20 protein-coding genes are annotated in these 20,470 nt (G+C 57.9%); 9 read left to right on the forward strand and 11 right to left on the reverse strand.

The annotated features are described in order from the left end of the window. Position 1: 1 nt before the first annotated feature. The 4 genes from fdxA (at position 2) to WFP06_RS00205 (ending at position 2,436) form a co-directional block, all read left to right on the forward strand. Positions 2 to 340 carry a ferredoxin FdxA gene (gene fdxA, locus WFP06_RS00190; protein WP_336985243.1) on the forward strand — a complete coding sequence of 113 codons (339 nt, stop codon included), beginning with the start codon at positions 2 to 4 and terminating at the stop codon, positions 338 to 340. A gap of 215 nt (positions 341 to 555) precedes the next feature. Continuing rightward, positions 556 to 1,092 (forward strand): CarD family transcriptional regulator, encoded by a 537-nt coding sequence (locus WFP06_RS00195; RefSeq protein WP_336985244.1) that lies wholly within the window; start codon positions 556 to 558, stop codon positions 1,090 to 1,092. A gap of 127 nt (positions 1,093 to 1,219) precedes the next feature. Then, complete coding sequence (locus tag WFP06_RS00200) at positions 1,220 to 2,035, forward strand: head GIN domain-containing protein (RefSeq protein ID WP_336985245.1); 816 nt, start codon at positions 1,220 to 1,222, stop codon at positions 2,033 to 2,035. Between the two features lie 107 nt (positions 2,036 to 2,142). Continuing rightward, complete coding sequence (locus WFP06_RS00205; RefSeq protein WP_336985246.1) at positions 2,143 to 2,436, forward strand: hypothetical protein; 294 nt, start codon at positions 2,143 to 2,145, stop codon at positions 2,434 to 2,436. Here the strand turns inward: WFP06_RS00205 and WFP06_RS00210 are convergent. After that, positions 2,433 to 3,386: an L-threonylcarbamoyladenylate synthase gene (locus WFP06_RS00210; RefSeq protein ID WP_336985247.1), complete on the reverse strand. Its 954-nt coding sequence runs from the start codon at positions 3,384 to 3,386 to the stop codon at positions 2,433 to 2,435. The two genes, WFP06_RS00205 and WFP06_RS00210, sit on opposite strands and share 4 nt — an antisense overlap. Between WFP06_RS00210 and WFP06_RS00215 the strand changes: the two genes are divergently transcribed. Together WFP06_RS00215 and WFP06_RS00220 are read left to right on the forward strand one after the other, a co-directional pair. Beyond that, positions 3,385 to 5,175 carry an acyl-CoA dehydrogenase family protein gene (locus WFP06_RS00215; RefSeq protein ID WP_419716207.1) on the forward strand — a complete coding sequence of 597 codons (1,791 nt, stop codon included), beginning with the start codon at positions 3,385 to 3,387 and terminating at the stop codon, positions 5,173 to 5,175. The two genes, WFP06_RS00210 and WFP06_RS00215, sit on opposite strands and share 2 nt — an antisense overlap. After that, the gene (locus WFP06_RS00220; protein ID WP_336985248.1) at positions 5,172 to 5,996 is read left to right on the forward strand and encodes a DUF815 domain-containing protein; all 825 of its coding nucleotides are present in this window, start codon (positions 5,172 to 5,174) and stop codon (positions 5,994 to 5,996) included. The genes WFP06_RS00215 and WFP06_RS00220 overlap by 4 nt, the downstream gene beginning before the upstream one ends. Positions 5,997 to 6,004: 8 nt before the next feature. Here WFP06_RS00220 and WFP06_RS00225 read toward each other — a convergent pair whose 3' ends face one another. Then, positions 6,005 to 7,435 (reverse strand): PQQ-dependent sugar dehydrogenase, encoded by a 1,431-nt coding sequence (locus tag WFP06_RS00225; protein ID WP_336985249.1) that lies wholly within the window; start codon positions 7,433 to 7,435, stop codon positions 6,005 to 6,007. A 61-nt stretch (positions 7,436 to 7,496) separates the two neighbouring features. On the opposite strand from WFP06_RS00225, the gene WFP06_RS00230 reads away from it, so the two are divergent. Continuing rightward, positions 7,497 to 7,979 carry a GAF domain-containing protein gene (locus WFP06_RS00230; protein ID WP_336985250.1) on the forward strand — a complete coding sequence of 161 codons (483 nt, stop codon included), beginning with the start codon at positions 7,497 to 7,499 and terminating at the stop codon, positions 7,977 to 7,979. 138 nt (positions 7,980 to 8,117) lie between these two features. Further along, positions 8,118 to 9,080: a glycine zipper 2TM domain-containing protein gene (locus WFP06_RS00235; protein WP_336985251.1), complete on the forward strand. Its 963-nt coding sequence runs from the start codon at positions 8,118 to 8,120 to the stop codon at positions 9,078 to 9,080. A gap of 33 nt (positions 9,081 to 9,113) precedes the next feature. On the opposite strand, the gene WFP06_RS00240 is transcribed toward WFP06_RS00235, so the two are convergent. The 9 genes from WFP06_RS00240 to WFP06_RS00280 form a co-directional block, all read right to left on the reverse strand. Beyond that, entirely contained in the window at positions 9,114 to 11,825 is a 2,712-nt protein-coding gene (locus tag WFP06_RS00240) for an MSCRAMM family protein (protein WP_336985252.1), read from the reverse strand. Positions 11,826 to 11,858: 33 nt separating this feature from the next. Next, positions 11,859 to 12,701, reverse strand: coding sequence for a fimbrial biogenesis chaperone (locus tag WFP06_RS00245; RefSeq protein ID WP_336985253.1), 843 nt, complete (start codon positions 12,699 to 12,701; stop codon positions 11,859 to 11,861). A 191-nt stretch (positions 12,702 to 12,892) separates the two neighbouring features. Beyond that, entirely contained in the window at positions 12,893 to 13,432 is a 540-nt protein-coding gene (locus WFP06_RS00250; RefSeq protein WP_336985254.1) for a DUF4402 domain-containing protein, read from the reverse strand. 227 nt (positions 13,433 to 13,659) lie between these two features. Continuing rightward, the gene (locus tag WFP06_RS00255; RefSeq protein ID WP_336985255.1) at positions 13,660 to 14,637 is read right to left on the reverse strand and encodes a ParB/RepB/Spo0J family partition protein; all 978 of its coding nucleotides are present in this window, start codon (positions 14,635 to 14,637) and stop codon (positions 13,660 to 13,662) included. Then, complete coding sequence (locus WFP06_RS00260) at positions 14,634 to 15,410, reverse strand: ParA family protein (RefSeq protein WP_336985256.1); 777 nt, start codon at positions 15,408 to 15,410, stop codon at positions 14,634 to 14,636. Before WFP06_RS00260 ends, WFP06_RS00255 begins: the two co-directional genes overlap by 4 nt. Before the next feature lie 13 nt (positions 15,411 to 15,423). Continuing rightward, complete coding sequence (gene rsmG, locus WFP06_RS00265) at positions 15,424 to 16,062, reverse strand: 16S rRNA (guanine(527)-N(7))-methyltransferase RsmG (RefSeq protein ID WP_336985257.1); 639 nt, start codon at positions 16,060 to 16,062, stop codon at positions 15,424 to 15,426. 10 nt (positions 16,063 to 16,072) lie between these two features. After that, positions 16,073 to 17,929 (reverse strand): tRNA uridine-5-carboxymethylaminomethyl(34) synthesis enzyme MnmG, encoded by a 1,857-nt coding sequence (mnmG, locus tag WFP06_RS00270; protein WP_336985258.1) that lies wholly within the window; start codon positions 17,927 to 17,929, stop codon positions 16,073 to 16,075. A 114-nt stretch (positions 17,930 to 18,043) separates the two neighbouring features. Beyond that, a complete protein-coding gene (gene mnmE / locus WFP06_RS00275) occupies positions 18,044 to 19,312 on the reverse strand; it encodes a tRNA uridine-5-carboxymethylaminomethyl(34) synthesis GTPase MnmE (protein ID WP_336985259.1) in 1,269 nt (422 codons plus the stop codon). A 34-nt stretch (positions 19,313 to 19,346) separates the two neighbouring features. After that, positions 19,347 to 19,619, reverse strand: coding sequence for a DUF6489 family protein (locus WFP06_RS00280; protein WP_336985260.1), 273 nt, complete (start codon positions 19,617 to 19,619; stop codon positions 19,347 to 19,349). 140 nt (positions 19,620 to 19,759) lie between these two features. Here WFP06_RS00280 and WFP06_RS00285 point away from each other — a divergent pair, with 140 nt between their 5' ends. After that, positions 19,760 to 20,458 carry a dienelactone hydrolase family protein gene (locus WFP06_RS00285; protein WP_336985261.1) on the forward strand — a complete coding sequence of 233 codons (699 nt, stop codon included), beginning with the start codon at positions 19,760 to 19,762 and terminating at the stop codon, positions 20,456 to 20,458. Positions 20,459 to 20,470 lie beyond the last annotated feature (12 nt).

Here is a 20,470-nt window from a genome sequence, read left to right on the forward strand (position 1 = left end):
AATGACCTATGTCGTGACTGATGCATGCATCAAATGCAAATATATGGATTGCGTCGAGGTCTGCCCCGTCGACTGTTTCTACGAAGGCGAGAATATGCTCGTCATCAACCCGTCGGAATGTATCGACTGCGGTGTTTGCGAACCGGAATGTCCCGCCGAAGCTATTTTGCCGGATACGGAAAACGGGCTTGAGAAATGGCTTGAGGTGAATACGAAATTTTCTGCCGAATGGCCCAATATCACGGTTTCGCGCGAAGCGCCGGCCGATGCCGATGAATTCAAGGGCAAAGAGAATAAGTTCGAAGAACACTTCTCCGAAGCGCCCGGCGAAGGCGACTAATTCGGTCGCAATTTGCAACTATGGTATTTTGCTGGCGAATCTGCTATATAATGGCGTAACTGGCCGTAACCCGCGGGTTACGGCGCAGTCGTGTTGATTGAAAGGCAGGCCGGCCCCCTCTCGAAATTGTTGACTGTCAGACGCCCGCCCCGATTGCGGACGGTCGGACGATTCATCATTTCGAACCGCGGCCCAGCCTAAAGAAAGGAATATTCATGGCAGGCAACGCACTCGCCTTCGATGTCGGCGATTATGTCGTCTATCCCAAACACGGTGTAGGCCGTGTGACCGAAATCCAGAATGAAGAAATCGCCGGAATGCAGTTGGAACTGTACGTGCTGCGGTTCGAAAAAGAACGCATGACCCTGCGCGTCCCGACAAACAAGGTCGAAGCGATCGGTATGCGTAAACTTTCCAGCGACAAGACGCTGCGCGAAGCTATGGAAACACTGAAGGGCAAACCCAAAGTCAAGCGCACCATGTGGTCGCGTCGGGCCCAGGAATATGAAGGAAAGATCAATTCCGGCGAGCTATCGGCCATTGCCGAAGTTACCCGCGATTTGTTTCGACCTGAAGATCAGCCAGAGCAATCCTATTCCGAACGCCAGATATTTGAAGCTGCTTCGAGCCGGCTTGCGCGCGAATTGGCTGCGATGGAAAAAACTGACGAGCCAACCGCGCTCACGAAGATCCTAAATGTTCTTAAAGAACACGCGCCGCAATATTATGTGAGTGACGACGACGATAAATAAGCGCCGCATCATTCGACAAACAGCATAGGGGCCACGCTGAAGAGCGTGGCCCCTTTCTTTTACGCGGTTGAATTTTTACCTGATTGGTGTATTAAGGTGGCAACACAGACCAAGTTGAGAGGCAAACATGCTCCATAAATTTTTCCGCAGGATAGCTCCCATTGCAGCACTCGCTTTGGGCGTGGCTACATCGGGCTGCGACAATTTGAACATGAATATAAACGGGGCTGACGGCGTACCATTGTCCGAACTGGATATGGCGGGTGCGGCCCCGACCGAAATCGTTCTGGCGGGCCCGGATACGGTGAAGATCACCGAGGGCGCGAATCTCGCCATTACGGTAGAAGGTGACGCCGCCGTAACGGGACAGCTCAGGTTCGACCTCGACGGTGAGACGCTGACTGTCACGCGGGCAAAAGGCAGCAAAACAAAGGGTGCGGCGACCGTCAATGTCACTATGCCTGCCCTTACGAGCATCACGCTTGCCGGTTCCGGCAAGATCATCGGCGGCACAATGGCGGGCAATGCCGATGTGACGATCGCCGGCTCAGGTGAAGTTGCGACACAGAACATCAAGGTTGACCGTCTGGACCTGACTATTGCCGGATCAGGTACGTACAAAACGAATGGCACGGCGGCGGCCATGGACATGACCGTAGCGGGCACAGGCTCCGCTTTGATGGGCGGCCTCAAGATCGACAAGGCCGATATCACGATCGCCGGTTCTGGTGATGCCGAGTTTGCGTCTGACGGAACAGTTGATGCCAAAATAATGGGATCGGGCGATGTGACAGTTCGCGGTAGTGCGAAATGCACCATCAATTCAATGGGCTCGGGCACGCTGAATTGCAGTGCGGGCACCCCTGCGACAACGGAAGCACCAAAAGCGGCCGAACCTCCTGAAACGCCGGAAGGTCCCGAAACACCGACTGACGGCAATTAGTTTTATCAGTCTTCGTTTAATTCAAGCGTAATAAACGGGGCGTTATGGTGCGAGGCGAAGGAACTTCGATCATGCGCCCCGTTTCTGTTTTCCTCTTCTGCATTACAATGTCAGCCGCCGTATCGGGCTGCGTAGCGAAAACAGCTTTCGACGTTGTGACAGCGCCTGTCAGAATTGCCGGAAAAGCGGTCGATCTTGCAACGACCAGCCAATCCGAAGCAGACGAGAAGCGCGGCCGTGAATTACGCAAGCGCGAGGAAGAACTGGGCAAGCTGGAGCGCCGTTATGAGAAGCAACTCGAGGAATGTGAGAATGGCGATCGCGCCGCCTGCGAGCAGGCGCGCGAAAGCCACGCCAGAATTGAGCAAATGTTGCCGGGCGTACCGGTCAGTCCGGACTAGTCCCGCCCCGCAGCGGCGCGCTGCAACCGGTCATTGATTGCGGCGCCAATGCCGCCGGCCGGAACAGGTGCCACAGCAACGCGCGGTTTGGGCGATGCGGCCGCCTCGTGAAGCGTCCGGTAAAGCCGTGATGCAGCAATCACAAGATTGCCGTCCTGCGACAGGGTTGTATCTCCGCCGATGTTTCCAAAGCCGATGAAAAATTCGTCACGCTCGGCGGTTTTCGCATTTAACCTGACGGGTTTGCCAGGAGAATAGTGGCTTGTCAGTTGGCCCGGCGCCTCGATCGTGGAACTGCCAGCGGATGCGGCACATCGCAGTTCTTGACTGATTGCGGCCTCCGAAATCGGCCCCGGTCGTAACAATTGCCAACTTCCGTTTTCGCGTAGCGCGACGATTGTCGACTCCAGCCCCTGCCCGCATGGCCCGGCATCAAGCACCAGGCCGGCCGCCTGCCCCAACGACCGCACCACATGAGCGGGATCGGTAGGGCTCACATCGCCGCTACGATTGGCCGAAGGTGCCGCCAATGGAAGGCCTGTAGCAGCCAATAGCGCCTGCATGACAGGATGCGCCGGGTGGCGCAGCGCGACCGTCGGCAGGCGCGCCGTTACAGCGGCTGCGAGGCGGGAGCCAGCCAGCGTGGGCAGAACGATTGTCAACGGACCGGGCCAGAATCGACGCGCCAGATTCTCTGCCTCCTCGCTGAACCGGGCAATTGTCCTGGCCTGATCCAGCGAACCCACATGAACAATCAGCGGGTTGAAACTGGGCCGGCCCTTCGCCCGGTAAATACGCGCAACCGCCGCGTCGCTGTCTGCGCGCGCAGCCAGGCCATAGACCGTCTCGGTCGGTAAAGCGACAATCTGGCCATTTCGCAGCATTTCAGCAGCTTTGGCGATTCCTTCTGCATTTGCGGGCAGCGTTTCCGTAGCGTTCTTGCGAGCCATGCCCGCGCGCTATAGGTGGGGCACACAAAAGCCAAGGAAATCACACGTGCAAAGCTTCACACCGCCTACCCAGGACCAACTGCTCGCCATGAAGGTCAATGCCGGAATCGCCGAACTTTCCCAAAGCGAACGGTTCGCTGCAGCCGAAGCGGATATGGTCGAAGCTATCGCGGAAGGTATCGGCGCATTTGCTTCCGGCGAATGGGCTCCGCTCAACCGGATCGGCGATCAACAAGGTGCCAAACTGGAGAACGGGGTGGTCCGCCTGCCCGATGGTTTTGCGCAGGCTTACGAAGCTTATGTCGAACAAGGGTGGAACGCCATTTCCGCGCCGACCGCATATGGAGGGCAGGGTTTGCCGAGCACGCTGGGCTGCAATGTGCTTGAAAACCTTGGGACAGCGAATTTCGCGTTCAATCTGTTACCTATGCTGTCCATCGGCGCGGTTGATGCGATCGAAGATCATGGCAGTGATGCGCAGAAGAATATCTATCTGCCAAAACTGGTAAGCGGCGAATGGTCAGGCACGATGAATTTGACCGAACCGCAAGCGGGCAGCGACGTAGGCGCGCTGCGTTCTACTGCTACCCCGATCGAGAGCGGCGAAAACGCGGGCAAGTTCATGATCCAGGGCCAGAAGATTTACATTACCTGGGGCGAACACGAATTGTCCCGCAACATTATCCATCTGGTGCTTGCTCGCACGCCGGGTGCGCCCGAAGGAAGCCGCGGCATTTCGCTGTTCGTTGTGCCCAAATATCATGTCTCTGCCGATGGGTCATTGGGCGGGCGCAACGATCTTCGCTGTGTCAGCCTTGAACATAAACTCGGCATCAATGCATCGCCCACCTGCGTGATGAGTTTCGGCGATAATGGCGAATGTATCGGTGAAATGATCGGTGCGGAATTTGGCGGACTGCGCGCCATGTTCACGATGATGAATTCTGCGCGAATCAATGTCGGCGCGCAGGGAGTTGAAGTGGCGGAACGCGCGCTGCAACAAGCCAGCCATTATGCAATGGACAGGGTCCAGTCCGCGCGTGCGGGATCGGAAAGCCGCGATGCGGTGGCAATAATCGATCATCCCGATGTTCGCCGGATGCTGTTGCGGATGCGCAGCCTGACCGAGGGAATGCGCGCGCTGCTGTATTACACGACCGGTCAGGTTGATCGTGGCACTTTGGGTGATGCCCAAGCCCGGATGCGCAGTGAATGCCTGGTGCCGATGATAAAGGCCTGGGGAACCGACACCGGCGTTCTGGTGGCCAGCATTGGCCTGCAGGTTCACGGCGGAATGGGTTTTGTCGAAGAAACCGGGGCGGCCCAGCATTACCGCGATGCCCGAATCGCCCCGATTTACGAAGGCACCAACGGTATCCAGGCTGCCGATCTCGTCACGCGCAAACTGGGCTTCGAAAACGGCGCAGTGCTAATTGGTCTGCTGCGCGAGATCGAAGCGGAAGCGGCGGAGGCGCCGGGACTGTCCAGACTGGCGGGCGAATGCGCCGGGATCGCTGCATGGATGCTTGACGAGGCTAGCCTCGATGATCGGCTGGCAGGCAGTGTTCCATTTACCGAAATGTGCGCCGTTGCTGTCGCGGGCTGGCAAATGCTCAGACAGAAACACGCGGTCGAAGCAGGCGATGCGCCGGCGCTGGACAAAATCAAGCCGGTCACTGTCCACTATTTCCTTGAACATATCGTGCCTGAAGCAAGCGGCCTTGCCGCTGCGGCCCGCGGGGGCAGCAGCCTGTTCTACGAACTGACCGCAGAACAATTGGCAGGATGACGGACCAGGGCGATCCGCTGGCGCGCATTGCCGCTGCGCTGGAGCGGATTGTGCCGCCGGATGGGCTGACAGACTGGCAGGGCAGCCCGGCCTATTCGTGGGGCCGACGTCCGCCCCGCGAAATAGACCGGATTGAAGCACCATTGTTGGACGAGCTACTCGCCATTGATGTGCAAAAACGCATCGTGACGCAGAACATTTTGCGGCTCGCGCAAGGTCATGCTGCGCACGATATGCTGTTGTGGGGCGCTCGCGGGATGGGCAAGTCTGCTCTTTTGCGCTCGGGCATGATCGCAGCGCAGACCATCCATCCGGGCGCGATCGCGCTGGTGCAGGTGGCCATCGATGCTTTGCCCCGTTTGCCTGATCTCTTCGCCATTCTTGCAAAGCAGGATCGCAATTTTCTGGTCTATATGGATGATCTGGGCTTTGCCCCCGAAGACACCGCTGGTCCGCGCCAACTCCGCAGCTGGCTTGAAGGCGGGGTCGATGCACGTCCGACCAATGTGAGGCTCGCAGTTACTTCAAACCGCCGGTCGATTGTCCCGCGCGAAGCTGCCGAACAGTCCGGCGCATTGAACCCGCGTGATGCGCTAGACGATGCGCTGGCCCTCGCTGATCGATTTGGTCTCACCATCGGGTTCCATAATTGCTCCCGGGACGAATATCTCGAAATCGTCAGTCGTTATGCGGCAACGGCAGGATTACGGTTTGAACCTGCGGACGCGCTGGAATGGGCGATCCAGCGTGGTGCGCGGTCCGGCCGGACTGCATGGCAATACATCACCGAACTGGCCGGGCGCGCGGGTATAGCGCTGTAGCCGGTTGGCTATTGATCCCTGCGGCCTGAGCGCGGATCCACGAGATTGCGCCGCGGCGGCAGGCTTTCGGTTTCGAACAGTGCCGGGGCGGTGGCGGGCTTCGCATTGGCGGCTATGACGCGCCAGATAATTCCGGCTGTATCATCGCTCATCAACAAGGCACCATCGGCGGCCCAGTCCACCCACGTCGGCCGGCCGCGCGTGTCACCACCCGACGTGAGGAAGCTGCCCAGTACTTCGACTGGTTTGCCTTGCGGATTTCCCCGCTCGTCAAACGCGACATAAATCAAATCATAGCCCGACGGCGGTTTGCGGTTCCACGACCCGTGACGCGCAATAAACGCGCCGTTGCCAAATGCATCGCCCATTCGGCTGCCCTGCTCGGTGAAAACCATTCCAAGCGCTGCAACATGGGGGCCAAGCGCATATTCGGGACGGCGCACATATCCTGCAACCATGGACGGCATGGGTGCTTTCACACGGTCGTCTACGTTGTCACGGTAGTAGAACCACGGCCAGCCATAATTCACCCCAACGGGCACATTGGTAAGGTAATCAGGCACGAGGTCCGAGCCGAGCATGTCGCGTTCGTTTACCGTGGTCCACAATTCGCCGCTCCAGGGATTGAATGCGAGGCCATTGGGATTGCGGAGACCTGTTGCAAACAGCCGCGACTTGCCGCTTTGAACGTCCAGTTCGTGGATTGCGGCACGACCTTTTTCGATCTCCATGCCTTTCTCGCCGATATTCGAAACGGATCCGACCGCCACGTAAAGCTGGCTGCCGTCCGGCGACAGCGCGAGATTGCGCATCCAGTGCCCACCGCCCGGCGGCAGATCCATGAGTTTGGTTGCCTTGCCGGTCACCGCATCAGCGCCCAGTTCGTAATCGAATGACAGGACGGCATTGTGGTTGGCGACATAAAGTTTGCCGTCCGCCCACTCGATACCGGACGGCGATTCCAGATCGTCACGCAGCACCTTGCGGGTTTCGGCAGCACCATCTCCGTCACTGTCGCGCAGCAGGACCAGTTGTTCCGGCGAGGCCCCGGCAGAGCCCGCCTTTTCAAACAATATTCCGGCAATCCAGCCCTGTATCCCGCCCGGCCCTTCGGACGCGGGTGCGCGGGTAAGCGTGACCAGAACATCGCCATTGGGCAGAGTGTGTATGACACGCGGATGATCGAGCCCATCGGCGAAGCGGCTGACGGCGAGCCCTTCAGCAGCAGCGGGAACTTCACCATCCTTCCAGCCGATCGGGTCTGCAATGGCCACGGTCGGGAAACTTTCCGCTTCCGGATCGGCCAACAATGGTTCGGTTCCGGTTACTTCGCTGACCGAGTAATCTGCAGTGTTGCCGCGAAGCAGCCACGCGCCAAGTGCGGCGACCGCAAGGATAAGGACCAGCAAGGCGATAAGAATTTTGCGTTTTGTGCTCATGCTGGCGGTGATAAATGCTCTGCGGCCTTGCGGCAATGGTGCATTCATTTAACTAACCGCCATGTACGATTTTCATGCCGATCACAGCCTCCCGGCTGACGAGATGTACCGCGAACTGAATGCCGCTGCTGCATCATTGGTCGATGGGGAGCCAGATGTTGTCGCCAATATGGCCAATATCGCCGCGTTGATGTGGCAATTTGTTCCCGACCTGAACTGGGCAGGCTTTTACCGGGTGGTGGATGGCGAACTGGTGCTGGGGCCGTTTGTCGGCAAACCAGCCTGTATCCGAATCGCCATCGGACAGGGCGTTTGCGGCGTTGCTGCAGCCAGCGGTACAACCCAATTGGTCGAAGACGTACACCGGTTTCCCGGTCACATCGCGTGCGATGCGGATACAAAATCTGAGCTGGTGGTGCCGGTTATGCGGCACGGAAAAGTAATCGCGGTAATCGATCTCGACAGTCCCCGCCTTGCGCGTTTTACGCTGCAGGATGCGGCCGGTCTGGAACAATTATCGGCCGCTATCGCCGAACACGTCTGAGCCCGGGCCAAGCGCCCCGAAACGGGACATTGCGCGCAGCATGCTTGGGTTTCTGCGCAAGACGATGATAAATTTTGCCCTAATGCTGCGAGAATCGCCATAACGCAATTCGAGTGGCCCGACTTGGGGAAATGGAACATGTCTGTCCGAATCAAAGCTGCCGCGAGCGCATTTGCAATATCACTTTTCCCAGCGGCAGTTGCCGCACAGGACGCCCCGGTCATTGTGTATGAGCCCGTGACGCAGGTGGAAAAAGCCGAAACCGCCGAAGACATCGAAACAGTCATTATGCGTTCCGACCCGGTGGTCCAGCCGCTGCCCGGTGCTCCGCGGCTGGAGATTGAGGAGTTTGAAACAGAGCCGCTGCCGGCTTCGGTTGAGGTGGAGCGCGAAGTGTACAGCGTTTCGCCGGACCCGGTACAGGGCGAACCTATGATCCGCGGCCCCCATCACGAGAGCCAGATGGATTATGGCCAAATGCATCACCGACAAATCCACCATACCGCTTCCCCTTATTATTCCTATCCGCAAGGCTATTATCAGGCTCCGGCGATGGCTGGCGGATATCCGGCTGCAGCCGGACAGTTCGAACGTGAAGAATGGCTCGCACAATGCCGCGAACGATATGGCCGCGGCGAAGGCAAGAGCAGTATTATCGGATCGCTGTTGGGCGCCGTTACCGGCGGCATTATCGGCAACCGCGTGGCTGACGGCGAACGGTTGGGCGGCACTCTGATCGGTGCCGGTATCGGGGGCCTCGCCGGTGCAGCGATCGGATCGGCGATATCGGGAAGCGGCAAACGCCGAGCGGCGCGCGACTGCGAAGAATGGCTGGATGACTATTATTCGGGCGCTTACCGCCCCGCATACTCCGGATATTACTATCCGCAGGCTTATGCCTACACTTACACGATGCAACCGGTTCTGGTCGCCATTCCGCAACACCGTGTGACACGGCAAATTGTGACGGAAGAGCATTATTATGACGAAGTCATGGTGCCAGAAACCGCAGCCGTTCCAGCCAAGCGCCGCATCGTGGGTGACAAGCGCATTCGCGCTACGCCAGCTTCGCCAACTAAGCGTCAACGATCTGGCAGGTAACGCGGCGGCAATCGGCATCGGCTGTCGCGGCGACTAATCCGCCATCGCAATTGCACTACGGTCGGCGCGCATCCGGATCGTTCCCAACCGCTTGAGATCCATTCCTTTTCCTAGAATGAACGGCGACGACAGACTGGTTGCTACCTCCAACACTTTGGCATCAGCGGCCTTCAACCTGAGGCTGTATGCACCGTAAGGCACACGGTCGAAAAGGAAGAACCCGTCATATTCGCTGACGGTTTGCGCAACGACGGTTCCCTTTGCATTGACCAGTTCCAGTTGCGCACCGCCGCGCGGGACACCTGACACAGTGTGAAGAACGCCTTCGACTTCGCCAGTGGGCGTTACGCCCAGCTCGATTACTGCGGCGACACCGGGTCGGGGCGTTACGACGACACCCTTTGTACCCGCCGCCAGGAACGGATCGTCGAGGCTTCCTTCGTCAATTCCGACAACAACCGGGATATAGGGCCGCAAACCGTCAACGACTGTGCGGCCATTCTGGTCGGTGATTGACTCGGTTGTACGGAAACCGGCCTCGACACCCACATTTTCGAGCACTTCTTCGCCAGTCTGGCGGCGCCCGTCGGCATTATCATCGCGGAAAACGGTAACCGCCGCCTGTCCTGTTCTGGCAAGCTTGTTTCGCGAAAACCGCACCCCGCCGCCGGCTGGATCTGGACCGAAACTGAAGGCTACCGAAAGCCGTCCTCCGCGCGATCCATCCGAACCGGCGGTTGCCCCCGCGCTGAGCGAGAATTTGTCAAACTGACGGACGTAGGCAAGCTCGCCGGTCGTCCGTCTCGCGACGGCATCACGGTCTAATCGTAACGCAACATCGGAGAAATCGTTCAATCGTTTTTCGGCAACCAGACTGGCGCTCCGAAATCCTTCGTCGCGGCCTGATAATTGAAATGACGCTTCCCCGCGCAGGCGCACCCCGGCAAGTCTGCCGTTTGCGAGCAGCCGCAGCCTGGTCCCGTCATTCGGGCCGAATCTGGGGCCTGTCGTGTTTATATTTGCCAACTCGCCCGTTAACGCAATGCGGCGGGTGCTAAGCGAGGCCCGCGTTAACCATTCGGTAACTTTTCTACCGTCCCGCTCGACGGAATGGCGTACGCCTGCCTGAACCGGAACTGCTATCTTGCCCAGTTTCAGGGTCGCATCCAACGTCAATGCATGATCGCTTTTCTGATCTGCGCCCACCAGGTCGCTCTCGAAGCGCCCATCTACCCACAACGACTGGGCCTGGAAATTGATATTTCCAAATTTGCCCAGCGCTTCGGCGCGATAGGTTCTGCCGCTTCTATATTCCTGCGCCGCCGACAGCTCCAAAAGCATCGGTCCGATCGAACGCAGAACGTTCGCCTCCAGATAATTCCGGCGTTTCCCGCCCAAAACGATGCTCTGAAGTGCGAAACCGGCCATGGTGCGCCTGTCGAACCCGCGCTCGATCCCGATACCCCCTCGCCACCCTGTCATTGGCTCGTTGATCCGCTTGCGTAAATCTATGAGGTCGCGATCCTGTTCGACGATCCCGGCCCAATATTGGAAGGTGCCTGGCGCAATGCTCTGCGCTCCGACAGGCAAATTGCTTCGCTCGCGGCGGATTTGTCCTTGCGGGCCATAAAGCACCACTTCGAGCGCATTCTGGCCGTAGAGAAGCTCTACATCGATAAATTCGTAACGCCCGTCTTCGCGGGAACCCTGAAAAGCGATCAACTGACCGTTCCGGTAAAGTTCGGCATCCCACCCGGTTGGCAATGCGCCCCGCAATGTGGTGGTTGAAAAGCTGCCGCCACGGCCAAGTGGCCGATTGCTGACAAATGCGCCGCGGCCCACAGCCGTCTGTCCGGTCAAGCTGGTGCTTGGTGTCTCGACGTCACCAATTGCCACTTGCGTCGCATCCAGCGGTCCCAGCAGTCCGCCGTCCAGATTGATCTTGTAGGCGCGCATGCGGAGCGAGTTGGGCACGCCCTGCCTGTCAGACGCGATGCGCGCATCAAAACTGGCGCCGGCTATCTCGCCGCTGCTGAATAATTCAAACCGCCTGCTGATTTGCGTATCGCCATCCGGCTTGGTCAGAACATTGGCACTGACAACCGCGTCAACCGACGGGGTGCGCCACGCGCGGTATGGCACATCGGCCTGTTCAAGCGTTGCCAGATCAAAGCTGGCGCGTTTCGGGCGAAGTCGCGCCGCACGACTTTTCCGTTCTAAAGCTGCGATGAACGGCAGTGCTTCTCCGCCCTCGACTTTAATCGCCGCATTCTGCAAATTCGGCTTGAATGACACTCCGAACCAGTTCGATAGCGCCCGACTGTCCACGCACCATCCCTCAGGCGTGTCGTAGATATCGCCTGCGGACAGTATTTTTGAACCGTTCACGTTTTGTACCGTATTTGCTGCTCGATCGATAGTGAAGTTCTGATCCTCCGCAAACAACCAACCGGTTGCGCGGCGCGACTTTTTGTCGAGTCGAAGCGGTAGATCCAGCGCCTGGATGATGTCAGCCATATCCACACATATGCCCTGATCGGTTTGGTAGCCGCGTATGTCCCCGGCCAAGCGGTATCGCTGGATCTGTAACTCCAGCAAGAGGAAATCATCTTCGCTGGCTTCCCACTGCTGCGAGGCGGGTGTGGCAGCGGTTTGCGCCTGCAACGGCACGCTCGCCCCAAACACGGAAAGCGCCGCTGCGAAGCCCGCAGCGGCGCTAAGCCGGGTGGAACGAAAACTTTTCATATCAAGTGGCTGATTTGTATGCCGTTATCTGGCCTAGCCGATAACTGTATCGACTGCGGCGATAAGAGCGCCGCCATTTTCCGGCATTTCGCGGTATTCGATCCGGACAGGCCCGCGCAATTCGGCGGCCTTTTCTGGATTAAGTCCCAGTTGAACTGTTCGCTGTGCAACTTCGGAATAAATAGCCACGCCGCGTGCGAGAAACAAAGGTTCATCAACGCCCTGCCGCATCACCCGGATCTCGCCGTAAGTGGAACTTTGGCCTTGTCTGGCTAAATCCAGCGCAAGATATTGCCCCCGATCGTTCCGTTCGATGCGAGGGTTCTGGATCGCTGCTGTCGCTTCCAAGCGACCTTTGCGTACAATAATCGGAATGGTTACGCCGTAAACCGGCACCAACTCGATCCGGATACCGGTAGCCGGATCCGCATCGGGCCCTTGCGTAACGGGCTTCGCATCGGGAATCGCCTTGAAAGACATGTGGACCCGGTATTCGCCATCAGGCAAGGCAGCATCGGGGCGCGCGCTGATGCGGACGGCTTGCGGTTGTCCCGGAGCTAGCCTGATACGGCGCGGGGCATAGCGGATCATCGCGAGCGCCGCCTCTTCTACCGCATTCACACCTTCGGGGGCGACATCTTCCAATGTGCCCTCGCTTGTCATCCGGCGCAGCTCCAAACCGATGCGGTACGTCGCCTCCTGATCACCTATGTTGCTCAGAATGACTTCCGTCCCCTGCCGGCCGTCAAGGATAACCCGCGTCGGGGCGACCAGCAGATCGCCCTGGGCGGCAAGTGGCGCGGATAAGAACACGGCCGCGGTCGCAACCACTGGCAGCAAACTGTGGGCGACAAGGCGTGCGAAGCGGGAATTCATGTTTATTCTCTCCAAAGCACAGGATGCCAAAGCGGCACCCAGGGGATCGCCCTTATGCCTTAGGCAAACAGGGTTAAGATCGCATAAACCCTATGCAGGACGGGCAATGAAAAAGGGCTGCTCCGCGTTATGCGGAACAGCCCCCTTCATTTGTCCGGGCGCGGGAAACGCCAGGTCAAAAGTCCCTTAAATTATTGATATTCTACCGTGACTGCGAACATTCCGGAATAAGTCCCGGCGATTTCCGAACCGTCGAAAGTCAACGTGCCGCCAACTGCAAAACCGCCGTCGCCATCAACGTCGAGCGTAACCACGTCGTCGGCATCATTACTGACGAAACTGCTCAGCTCGAGCTTGTCGGCCGCGTTAGTGGCAACGCCGCCGGCACGGACGAGGTCAACTGCTGATGTTGGAAGCGAAATGCCTACGTCCTGGTCGCCCTGGCCGGTAATCTCGAAATTGACTGCAAAAGTATCGCCGATGCAAACGAGGTTGGCCGAACAGGTCGGATTTGATTCGTCGGTCGGGTCAAGAACGATCGTACCCCCGCCGTTTACGGCAACCTGACCAAAGTCGAGGATCGAACCCTCGGCAACGACCAGTGTCAAAGCGGTGAGAACTTCCGCCTCTGCAGTTGCGGTTTCAGAATCAGCCGCCGAAGCTGCGGTGGACATACCGAGTGCGGCAATAAGTGCGACGCCAGCGGCGCCGTTACGGAATTTATTAGTCATCTGGATCTGGTCCCTTCCAAAGCGATTTCTAGCCCGGGTCACCCGAGGCAAGCCCGCCGAACGGGTCTAGCCCCATTCGCAAATCCGTCTCTAAGGGCGGGAGGTTCAGCTTTCCTTTGTACGCTTGGTTAACAACGCAACGCTTTTGCGTTAACTTCTAGTTTCTTCCATGCGGATGCGTCAGCACATTAAGTGACAATACGTATCTGAATTGAAAGACTTTTTTGTCAAATATCGCCGCCGGTAAGGCGTTGGCACAGCAGGTCCAACTGATCCAAAGTGCGGTATCTGATCGAAACCGCGCCTGATCGCGGGTCTGCGTCGGTTGCAATTTTCACATTCATGCCAAGAAATTCTTCGAGATGATTCTGTACTGCCGCAATATCGGCATCTTTGGCAGTATCACGCGGGGACCGGGCCTTGCGCTGTGCGGGTCCGTCACCTGAACGGACCAGCTTTTCTACTTCGCGCACGGATAACTTGGCCGAAACAGCCTTCCTCGCCAGTTCCTCGGCTGCATCGTTGCCGATTAATGCGCGTGCGTGGCCCATTCCCAGTTCGCCCGTTTCGACCAGTTCGAGCACGCTGTCAGGCAAGGATAAAAGCCGCTGGAGATTTGCGACATGGCTGCGCGATTTGTCGACGATGCCGGAAATTTCCGCCTGAGTGAGGCCCTCGCTCTTTGCCAGGCGGCTATATGCACGCGCCTCTTCAATCGGGTTGAGGTCTTCACGCTGGATATTCTCGATCAGGGCGAGGGTCATCACATCGCGCTCGTCGAGGTCGCGGACCAGAGCGGGAATTTGGTGCAAATGGGCCTTTTGCGCTGCGCGCCAGCGGCGTTCACCGGCTACAAGTTGATAGCGCCCGCCTTTTGTCGGACGAACAATGATTGGCTGGATTACCCCGCGCGATGCAATCGAGGCGGCAAGTTCCTCCAATGCCGTTTCATCAAAATGGCGGCGCGGCTGGTCAGGATGCGGTTCGATATCTGAAACGGACAGCATATTGAGGCCGTCACCTACCGATGTGACTGTTTTTGCTGAATTGTTTTGCGCACCATAATTGGATTGGACCAGAGGTTCCTCCCTCCGCGTTTCGCCTAGCAGTGCACCTAAACCTTTGCCCAGTTTTCGCGGTCTGGATTTCGCTGCTGAATCCGGCGCTGCTACAGACAGGCGGATGGGGTCCGAGGGATCGCTCATGCGGCTTTTTTCCTTTCAGGCAAACGGCCGATCAATTCCCTCGCCAGAGCCATATAGGCCCGGCTTCCGGCGCAGGAATGGTCATAAACTAGCGCCGGAAGGCCATGGCTCGGCGCTTCGGACAATCTGACGTTTCGCGGGATCACCGATTCAAACACCAAATTGCCCAGACAATCGCGAACATCGTCCGCCACCTGATCTGTAAGGCGGTTGCGCCGGTCGAACATGGTCAACACGATGCCGACAATGCCAAGATCGGGATTGAACCGCTGTTGAATACGCTCGACCGTCTGCAGCAGCTGGCTGAGCCCCTCAAGCGCGAAAAACTCGCATTGCAGAGGAACCAGCAACGTGTCGGCTGCACCCAGGGCGTTGAGAGTAAGCAGCCCGAGGGAGGGGGGGCAATCGATAAAACAAATATCGTAACCCGTGTTTCCGGCCAATGCACTACGAAGGCGGTCGGTTCGCTGCTCGACGGAAACAAGCTCTATCTCGGCTCCGCTCAGATCTTCCGTCGCGGGCACCAGATCCAAACCCGGAATCTTGGTTGCCATCGCACAATTGGCGAGAGGCGCCTGATCAACAATTAGATCATAACTGGACTTCTCCCGCTCGCCAGCACTGATCCCCAGGCCCGTCGATGCGTTCCCCTGAGGGTCCAGATCGATGAGCAACGTTTTCCAGCCGGTTGCCGCCATAGCGGTTGCGATATTGATCGCGGTTGTGGTTTTGCCCACCCCGCCCTTTTGGTTTGCAATAGCAATCCGTATCATGTCGTCGGCAGCTTCATGTCTTCTGACGTTCCTTGATCTGCCCTTTGCCAACAAGAATTCGGGCCTCTGCACTGGTCACCGATTGTTCCACGTGGAACAGTTTTTTTGTTGCCGGCTTGGCATCTTCCAATTCTTGCTCCGCCGAACGCCCTTTCGGCAACAGCCAGATCGTTTGGCGTGTGGAAAACCGTGCGGACAACTTGAGCAAAACCGGCAACGGCGCGAAGGCCCGGGCCGAAATAACGCTTACTTTGGTTGTTTCAACGTTTTCCAGTTTTGCGGCATCGACGCTACAATTACGAAGCTCGAAGTGATCGATGCAACCTTCCAACCACTCGATTCGCTTACGCCGCGATTCGACAAGACGAATACGCTGGTTTGGACGCATCAGCGCAACGACCATCCCGGGCAGCCCGGCCCCGGTCCCCAAATCCAGCCAAACACCTTGTGTTTCACGTGGAACATGGCTGAGAAGCTGCGCGCTATCTGCGATGTGCCTTACCCACATATGGAACAGCGAAGACTTCGAAACGAGATTCTGCCGGGCAGCCTCTTCGCGTAGCATGGAGCAGAACATAATAAGCCGCTCCATTGCGGCGCTGTCGCACATGTCAGCAACAAACTGACTTGCCTGTTCTTCGGTTTCTATCATCTGCATCCTGTCATGCGGCAATTGCTGCGCGTTTGCGGGCGTGAACAAGTAGCGCCGCCAGCGCAGCTGGCGTAATCCCCGCAATACGCCCGGCCGCGGCCAAAGTGGCGGGTCTCGATGCTTCCAGCCGTTCAAGCATCTCGTTCGATAGGCCCGGGACATCACAAAACGGATATCCCGTACCCAAAACAACGCCCTCGCTGGCCTTCAGATCGCGTAGTTCTGAATCCTGCCGCGCGAGATATGGGGCGTAGGCACAGTCTTCGGCGACTTCTAATGCCGCGTCACTCGCAATATCTGCTCCATCTGGTAACCAGGGCGATAGTCCATCCAGATCCACGCCGCCGAAACGCAACCAGTCCGCCAATGTACGCTTGCCCGAATCAGGACGCACCGGCAGGCCCGCTGACGCAAGCGTGGCCGCGCTTATATCGGCGGCTAATAATTGCTTCCATTCCGCGCGCAAATCCATTTTGCGCATGAACGCTACAGTCCTGTCTTGCGCAACACAGCCTGCCTCGATTGCCAGCGGGGTCAACCGCGTGCCTGCGTTATTGGCGCGCAACCGCAAACGATATTCGGCGCGGGATGTCAGCATCCGGTAGGGTTCACTGACACCGTGAAGCGTCAAATCGTCCAGCATAACGGCGATATACGAATTGGACCGGTCCAAGTCCGGCATTTCCCGGCCAAGCACCGCCGCGGCGGCGTTCATCCCGGCCATTAGACCTTGGGCCGCAGCCTCTTCATAGCCGGTCGTGCCATTGATCTGGCCCGCACAGTACAGCCCGGGGATTGCTTGCAACTCGAGCGAAGGCGCCAAGGCGCGCGGATCGATATGGTCATATTCGACCGCGTATCCGGGCACGGTCATATCGACAGCCTCTAGCCCCTCCATGCTGCGAAGCATCGCAAGCTGGACATCCGTCGGCAAGGACGTGCTGATGCCATTGGGATAAACCATGGCCGTGCCCAGCCCTTCAGGTTCGAGGAAGACTTGATGACCATCACGGTCGCCAAAACGGTGAATCTTATCCTCGATCGAAGGACAATATCGCGGCCCTTCGCCCTGGATATCCCCGCCGAACAAGGGCGACCTGTCCAGATTGGCCCGAATAATGTCGTGCGAGCGAATATTGGTACGCGTGACGGCGCAGAATATCTGCGGATTGACCCGCTTGGCGGACATCTCGGACATCGTCCAGGACTGGCAATCCGATGGCTGCTCGACAAGGCGCGCCCAATCGATTGTTCTACCATCAAGCCTGGGCGGAGTGCCCGTTTTCAACCGTGCCATCGGCAAATCTGCAGCGCGCAGTTGCTGCGCCAAAATCTGTGCCGAGTCTTCTCCGATCCGCCCGCCCGTCAAACGCTCTTCGCCGCGAAACAGCGTTCCGCCCAGAAAAGTCCCGGTGCACAGGATCACACATTTCGATACGAGCCGTGTCCCATCACCCAGAACGAGCCCGCGGATGCGGCCGCCGCTGATCAACAGCTCAGCCGCTTCACCGGCTATAAGGTCAAGATCGCCCTGTTGCTTCAACTGATGCTGGATCGATGCTTTGAAAAGGATCCGGTCGGCTTGAATCCGCGGCCCCCATACTGCGCTGCCTTTGGACTGATTTAGCATACGGTAATGTATCGCCGCTGCGTCTGCCGCTTTGGCTATCAAACCGTCGAATGCATCGACTTCGCGGACTAGATGCCCCTTGCCCAGCCCGCCTATCGCAGGATTACAGCTCATGGCGCCGATCGCCTGCAGATCAAAACTGACGAGACCCACGCGCGCGCCCATCCGCGCTGCGACCGCAGCAGCTTCTACTCCGGCGTGACCGCCGCCGATAACGAGGATATCGTGAGGTTTCATTTGAGGCCTCGATATAACGGGAGTAGCGATTTAGCCAACATTGTTTCGAACCAAGGGCGGTCGCCACCTTAGGCTGTGGCACTTACACTTCGACAATGTGTTCCACGTGGAACATCATTTTCCGATGCAGAAGCGTCCGAACAGCGTATCAAGCATATCTTCGGTGCCAGACCTGCCTACCAGCCGGTCAAATGCCGAGCGCGCTGTCCTGAGATGTTCGCCGAGTATAAGCAGATCATCCGGCACGTCGCCGCCAAGTGCCTCCGCAGCCTCACCGATGAGTTCTGCCTGCCGCTCGTTCAACGCAATTTCGCCTGGTTTGGGTAGCGAACCGCGGGCGTTTCGTATGATCGCAGAGCGGAGTGTTTCAATGCCTTCGCCAGTTACCGCAGACACGCGGTAATCTGGCCGGGATTTGCAATGCGCGCCCGTATCAATTTGCGACTGGACCTCCCAACAACCCGCCGGCCCCATACCTTCAGCGCCAAGCCACAAGACCAGATCAGCATCGCAGATCTCTTTCTGCGCGCGGCCAATCCCTATTTTTTCAATCTCATCGGCGCTTTCGGTGTGCAAGCCTGCCATATCCACAAATGTCAGCGGCACACCTTCCAGCGCAATCGAACGGGTCAGGACATCGCGCGTTGTGCCCGCTACAGGTGATGCGATTGCTGCTTCGCATTCCACTAACACGTTGAACAAAGTCGATTTTCCCGCGTTCGGGGGGCCTGCAAGCGCCACGCGGTAGCCCTCTTTCAGAACCCTGGCGCGCGGGCGTTCCAGCCATTGGCAAAGTGAGGCAGACAATGCCCCAAGATTGTCTCCAAAGTCATTCGGTAGCGGCGCGACATCATCTTCGTCGGCGAAATCCAGTGCCGATTCTACCAAGGCCGAGAGCGAAAGAAGGTCGTCACGCCAAGCAGCTACCTGGTCCGACAACGCGCCGTTTGCCAGTGCCATTGCAGAGCGGCGCTGCAGCTCTGTCTCGGCTTCCAGCAAGTCCGCGAGTCCCTCAGCCTGCGCCAGATCAATCCGGCCGTTAGCGAAGGACCGCCGGGTGAACTCGCCGGGTTTTGCAGCCCGCAATCCATCGATGCCGGACAAGGCATCTTCGACCGCGCCAACAATCGCCCGTCCGCCGTGAAGATGCAATTCGCCGCAATCTTCGCCGGTGGCACTTGCCGGCCCTGGAAACCAGAGCACCAGAGCATCGTCAAGTTTGTCACCAGACGTGCTGCGTAATTCGGCCAGTGACGCGCGCCGCGGTACGGGCAGTTTTCCGGCAAGTGATCGCAGGGCGTCAGCCGTGGCAGGTCCGCTGATCCGGATCACCGCTATGGCTGCGGGCGGCGCACCGCTGGATAAGGCGAATATCGTGTGCATGGGAAGCGCGATCTGGCGTGCCGCACTGGCTATGTCAGTCGTCAGTCTTTTTCCTGGACGTTTTACCAGCCGCTGCAGCCCCGGCATTAAGACTGCCTTCGACAAAATTCTGGAACAATTTCATGCCCATTTGCCCCATCGGCGCCAGATTTTTGGCGTAATCCTGCAGTTGGTCAGGGCTTGTTACACCCTTCATGGCCTTCGACATCATATCGACATAGATGTCATTTGCCTTGCCCACATCGGGCAAACCCATGAATGTGCGCGCCTCTTCCGGTGTGCAATCGATTTCGACGTGGACCTTCATGCGTGTTCCTCCGTTAGGCTCTTATGGCCGTCTGTTTGGATTTGGGCTTCCCAAAGCCAGTTGGCAAGGTCCGCAACATGGCGATAGGGATGGTTGCGAAGCCTGCACACGGCGGAATCGATCGATTTCAGGAGAGTATTATGACTGTGATGTCTCAAGTTCCGACACTGCAAACCGAGGGAAATATCCCGACTTATGTTGCGCGTCCTGAAAACGAGGCAAAGGCCGCAATCATCGTGATCCCCGAAATATTCGGCGTAAATCCGGGTATTCGCAAAAAATGTGACGACTGGGCTGCAAAAGGTTACGTAGCCGCGGCGCCGGATATCTTCTGGCGTTTCGCCGCGGGTGAGGAACTTGATCCGGATATCGAAAGCGAATTTAATCGCGCGCTCGAAAATATGGGCAAATTCGATGCCGATCTTGGTGTCCAGGACATTGAAGCGTTGATCCGCTGGCTCAAAGACGACTGTAATGTCTCGAAAGTCGGGGTGGTTGGTTTTTGCCTGGGTGGCCGCATGGCATACATGGCAGCGGCGCGCACGGACATCGACGCCAGCGTCGGGTATTACGGTGTGATGATCGATCAGATGATCAATGAAGCGCATGCCATCGCCAATCCGCTGATGCTGCATATCCCTGAAGAGGATCACTTCGTCGATAAAGCCGCGCAGGCCGCCATCCATGATGGTCTCGACAACAACACCAAAGTTACCCTGCACGATTATCCCGGAATGGATCATGGGTTTGCCACCGAAAGCGGAGCGCGGCGCGACGCGGAAAATGCGCGGATCGCCGACAGCCGGACGGACGCGTTTTTTTCCAAGAATCTGGTCTAGGTCGGGCGTCCG

The organism is Altererythrobacter aquiaggeris (assembly GCF_037154015.1).
Classification (GTDB): Bacteria; Pseudomonadota; Alphaproteobacteria; order Sphingomonadales; family Sphingomonadaceae; genus Aestuarierythrobacter; species Aestuarierythrobacter aquiaggeris.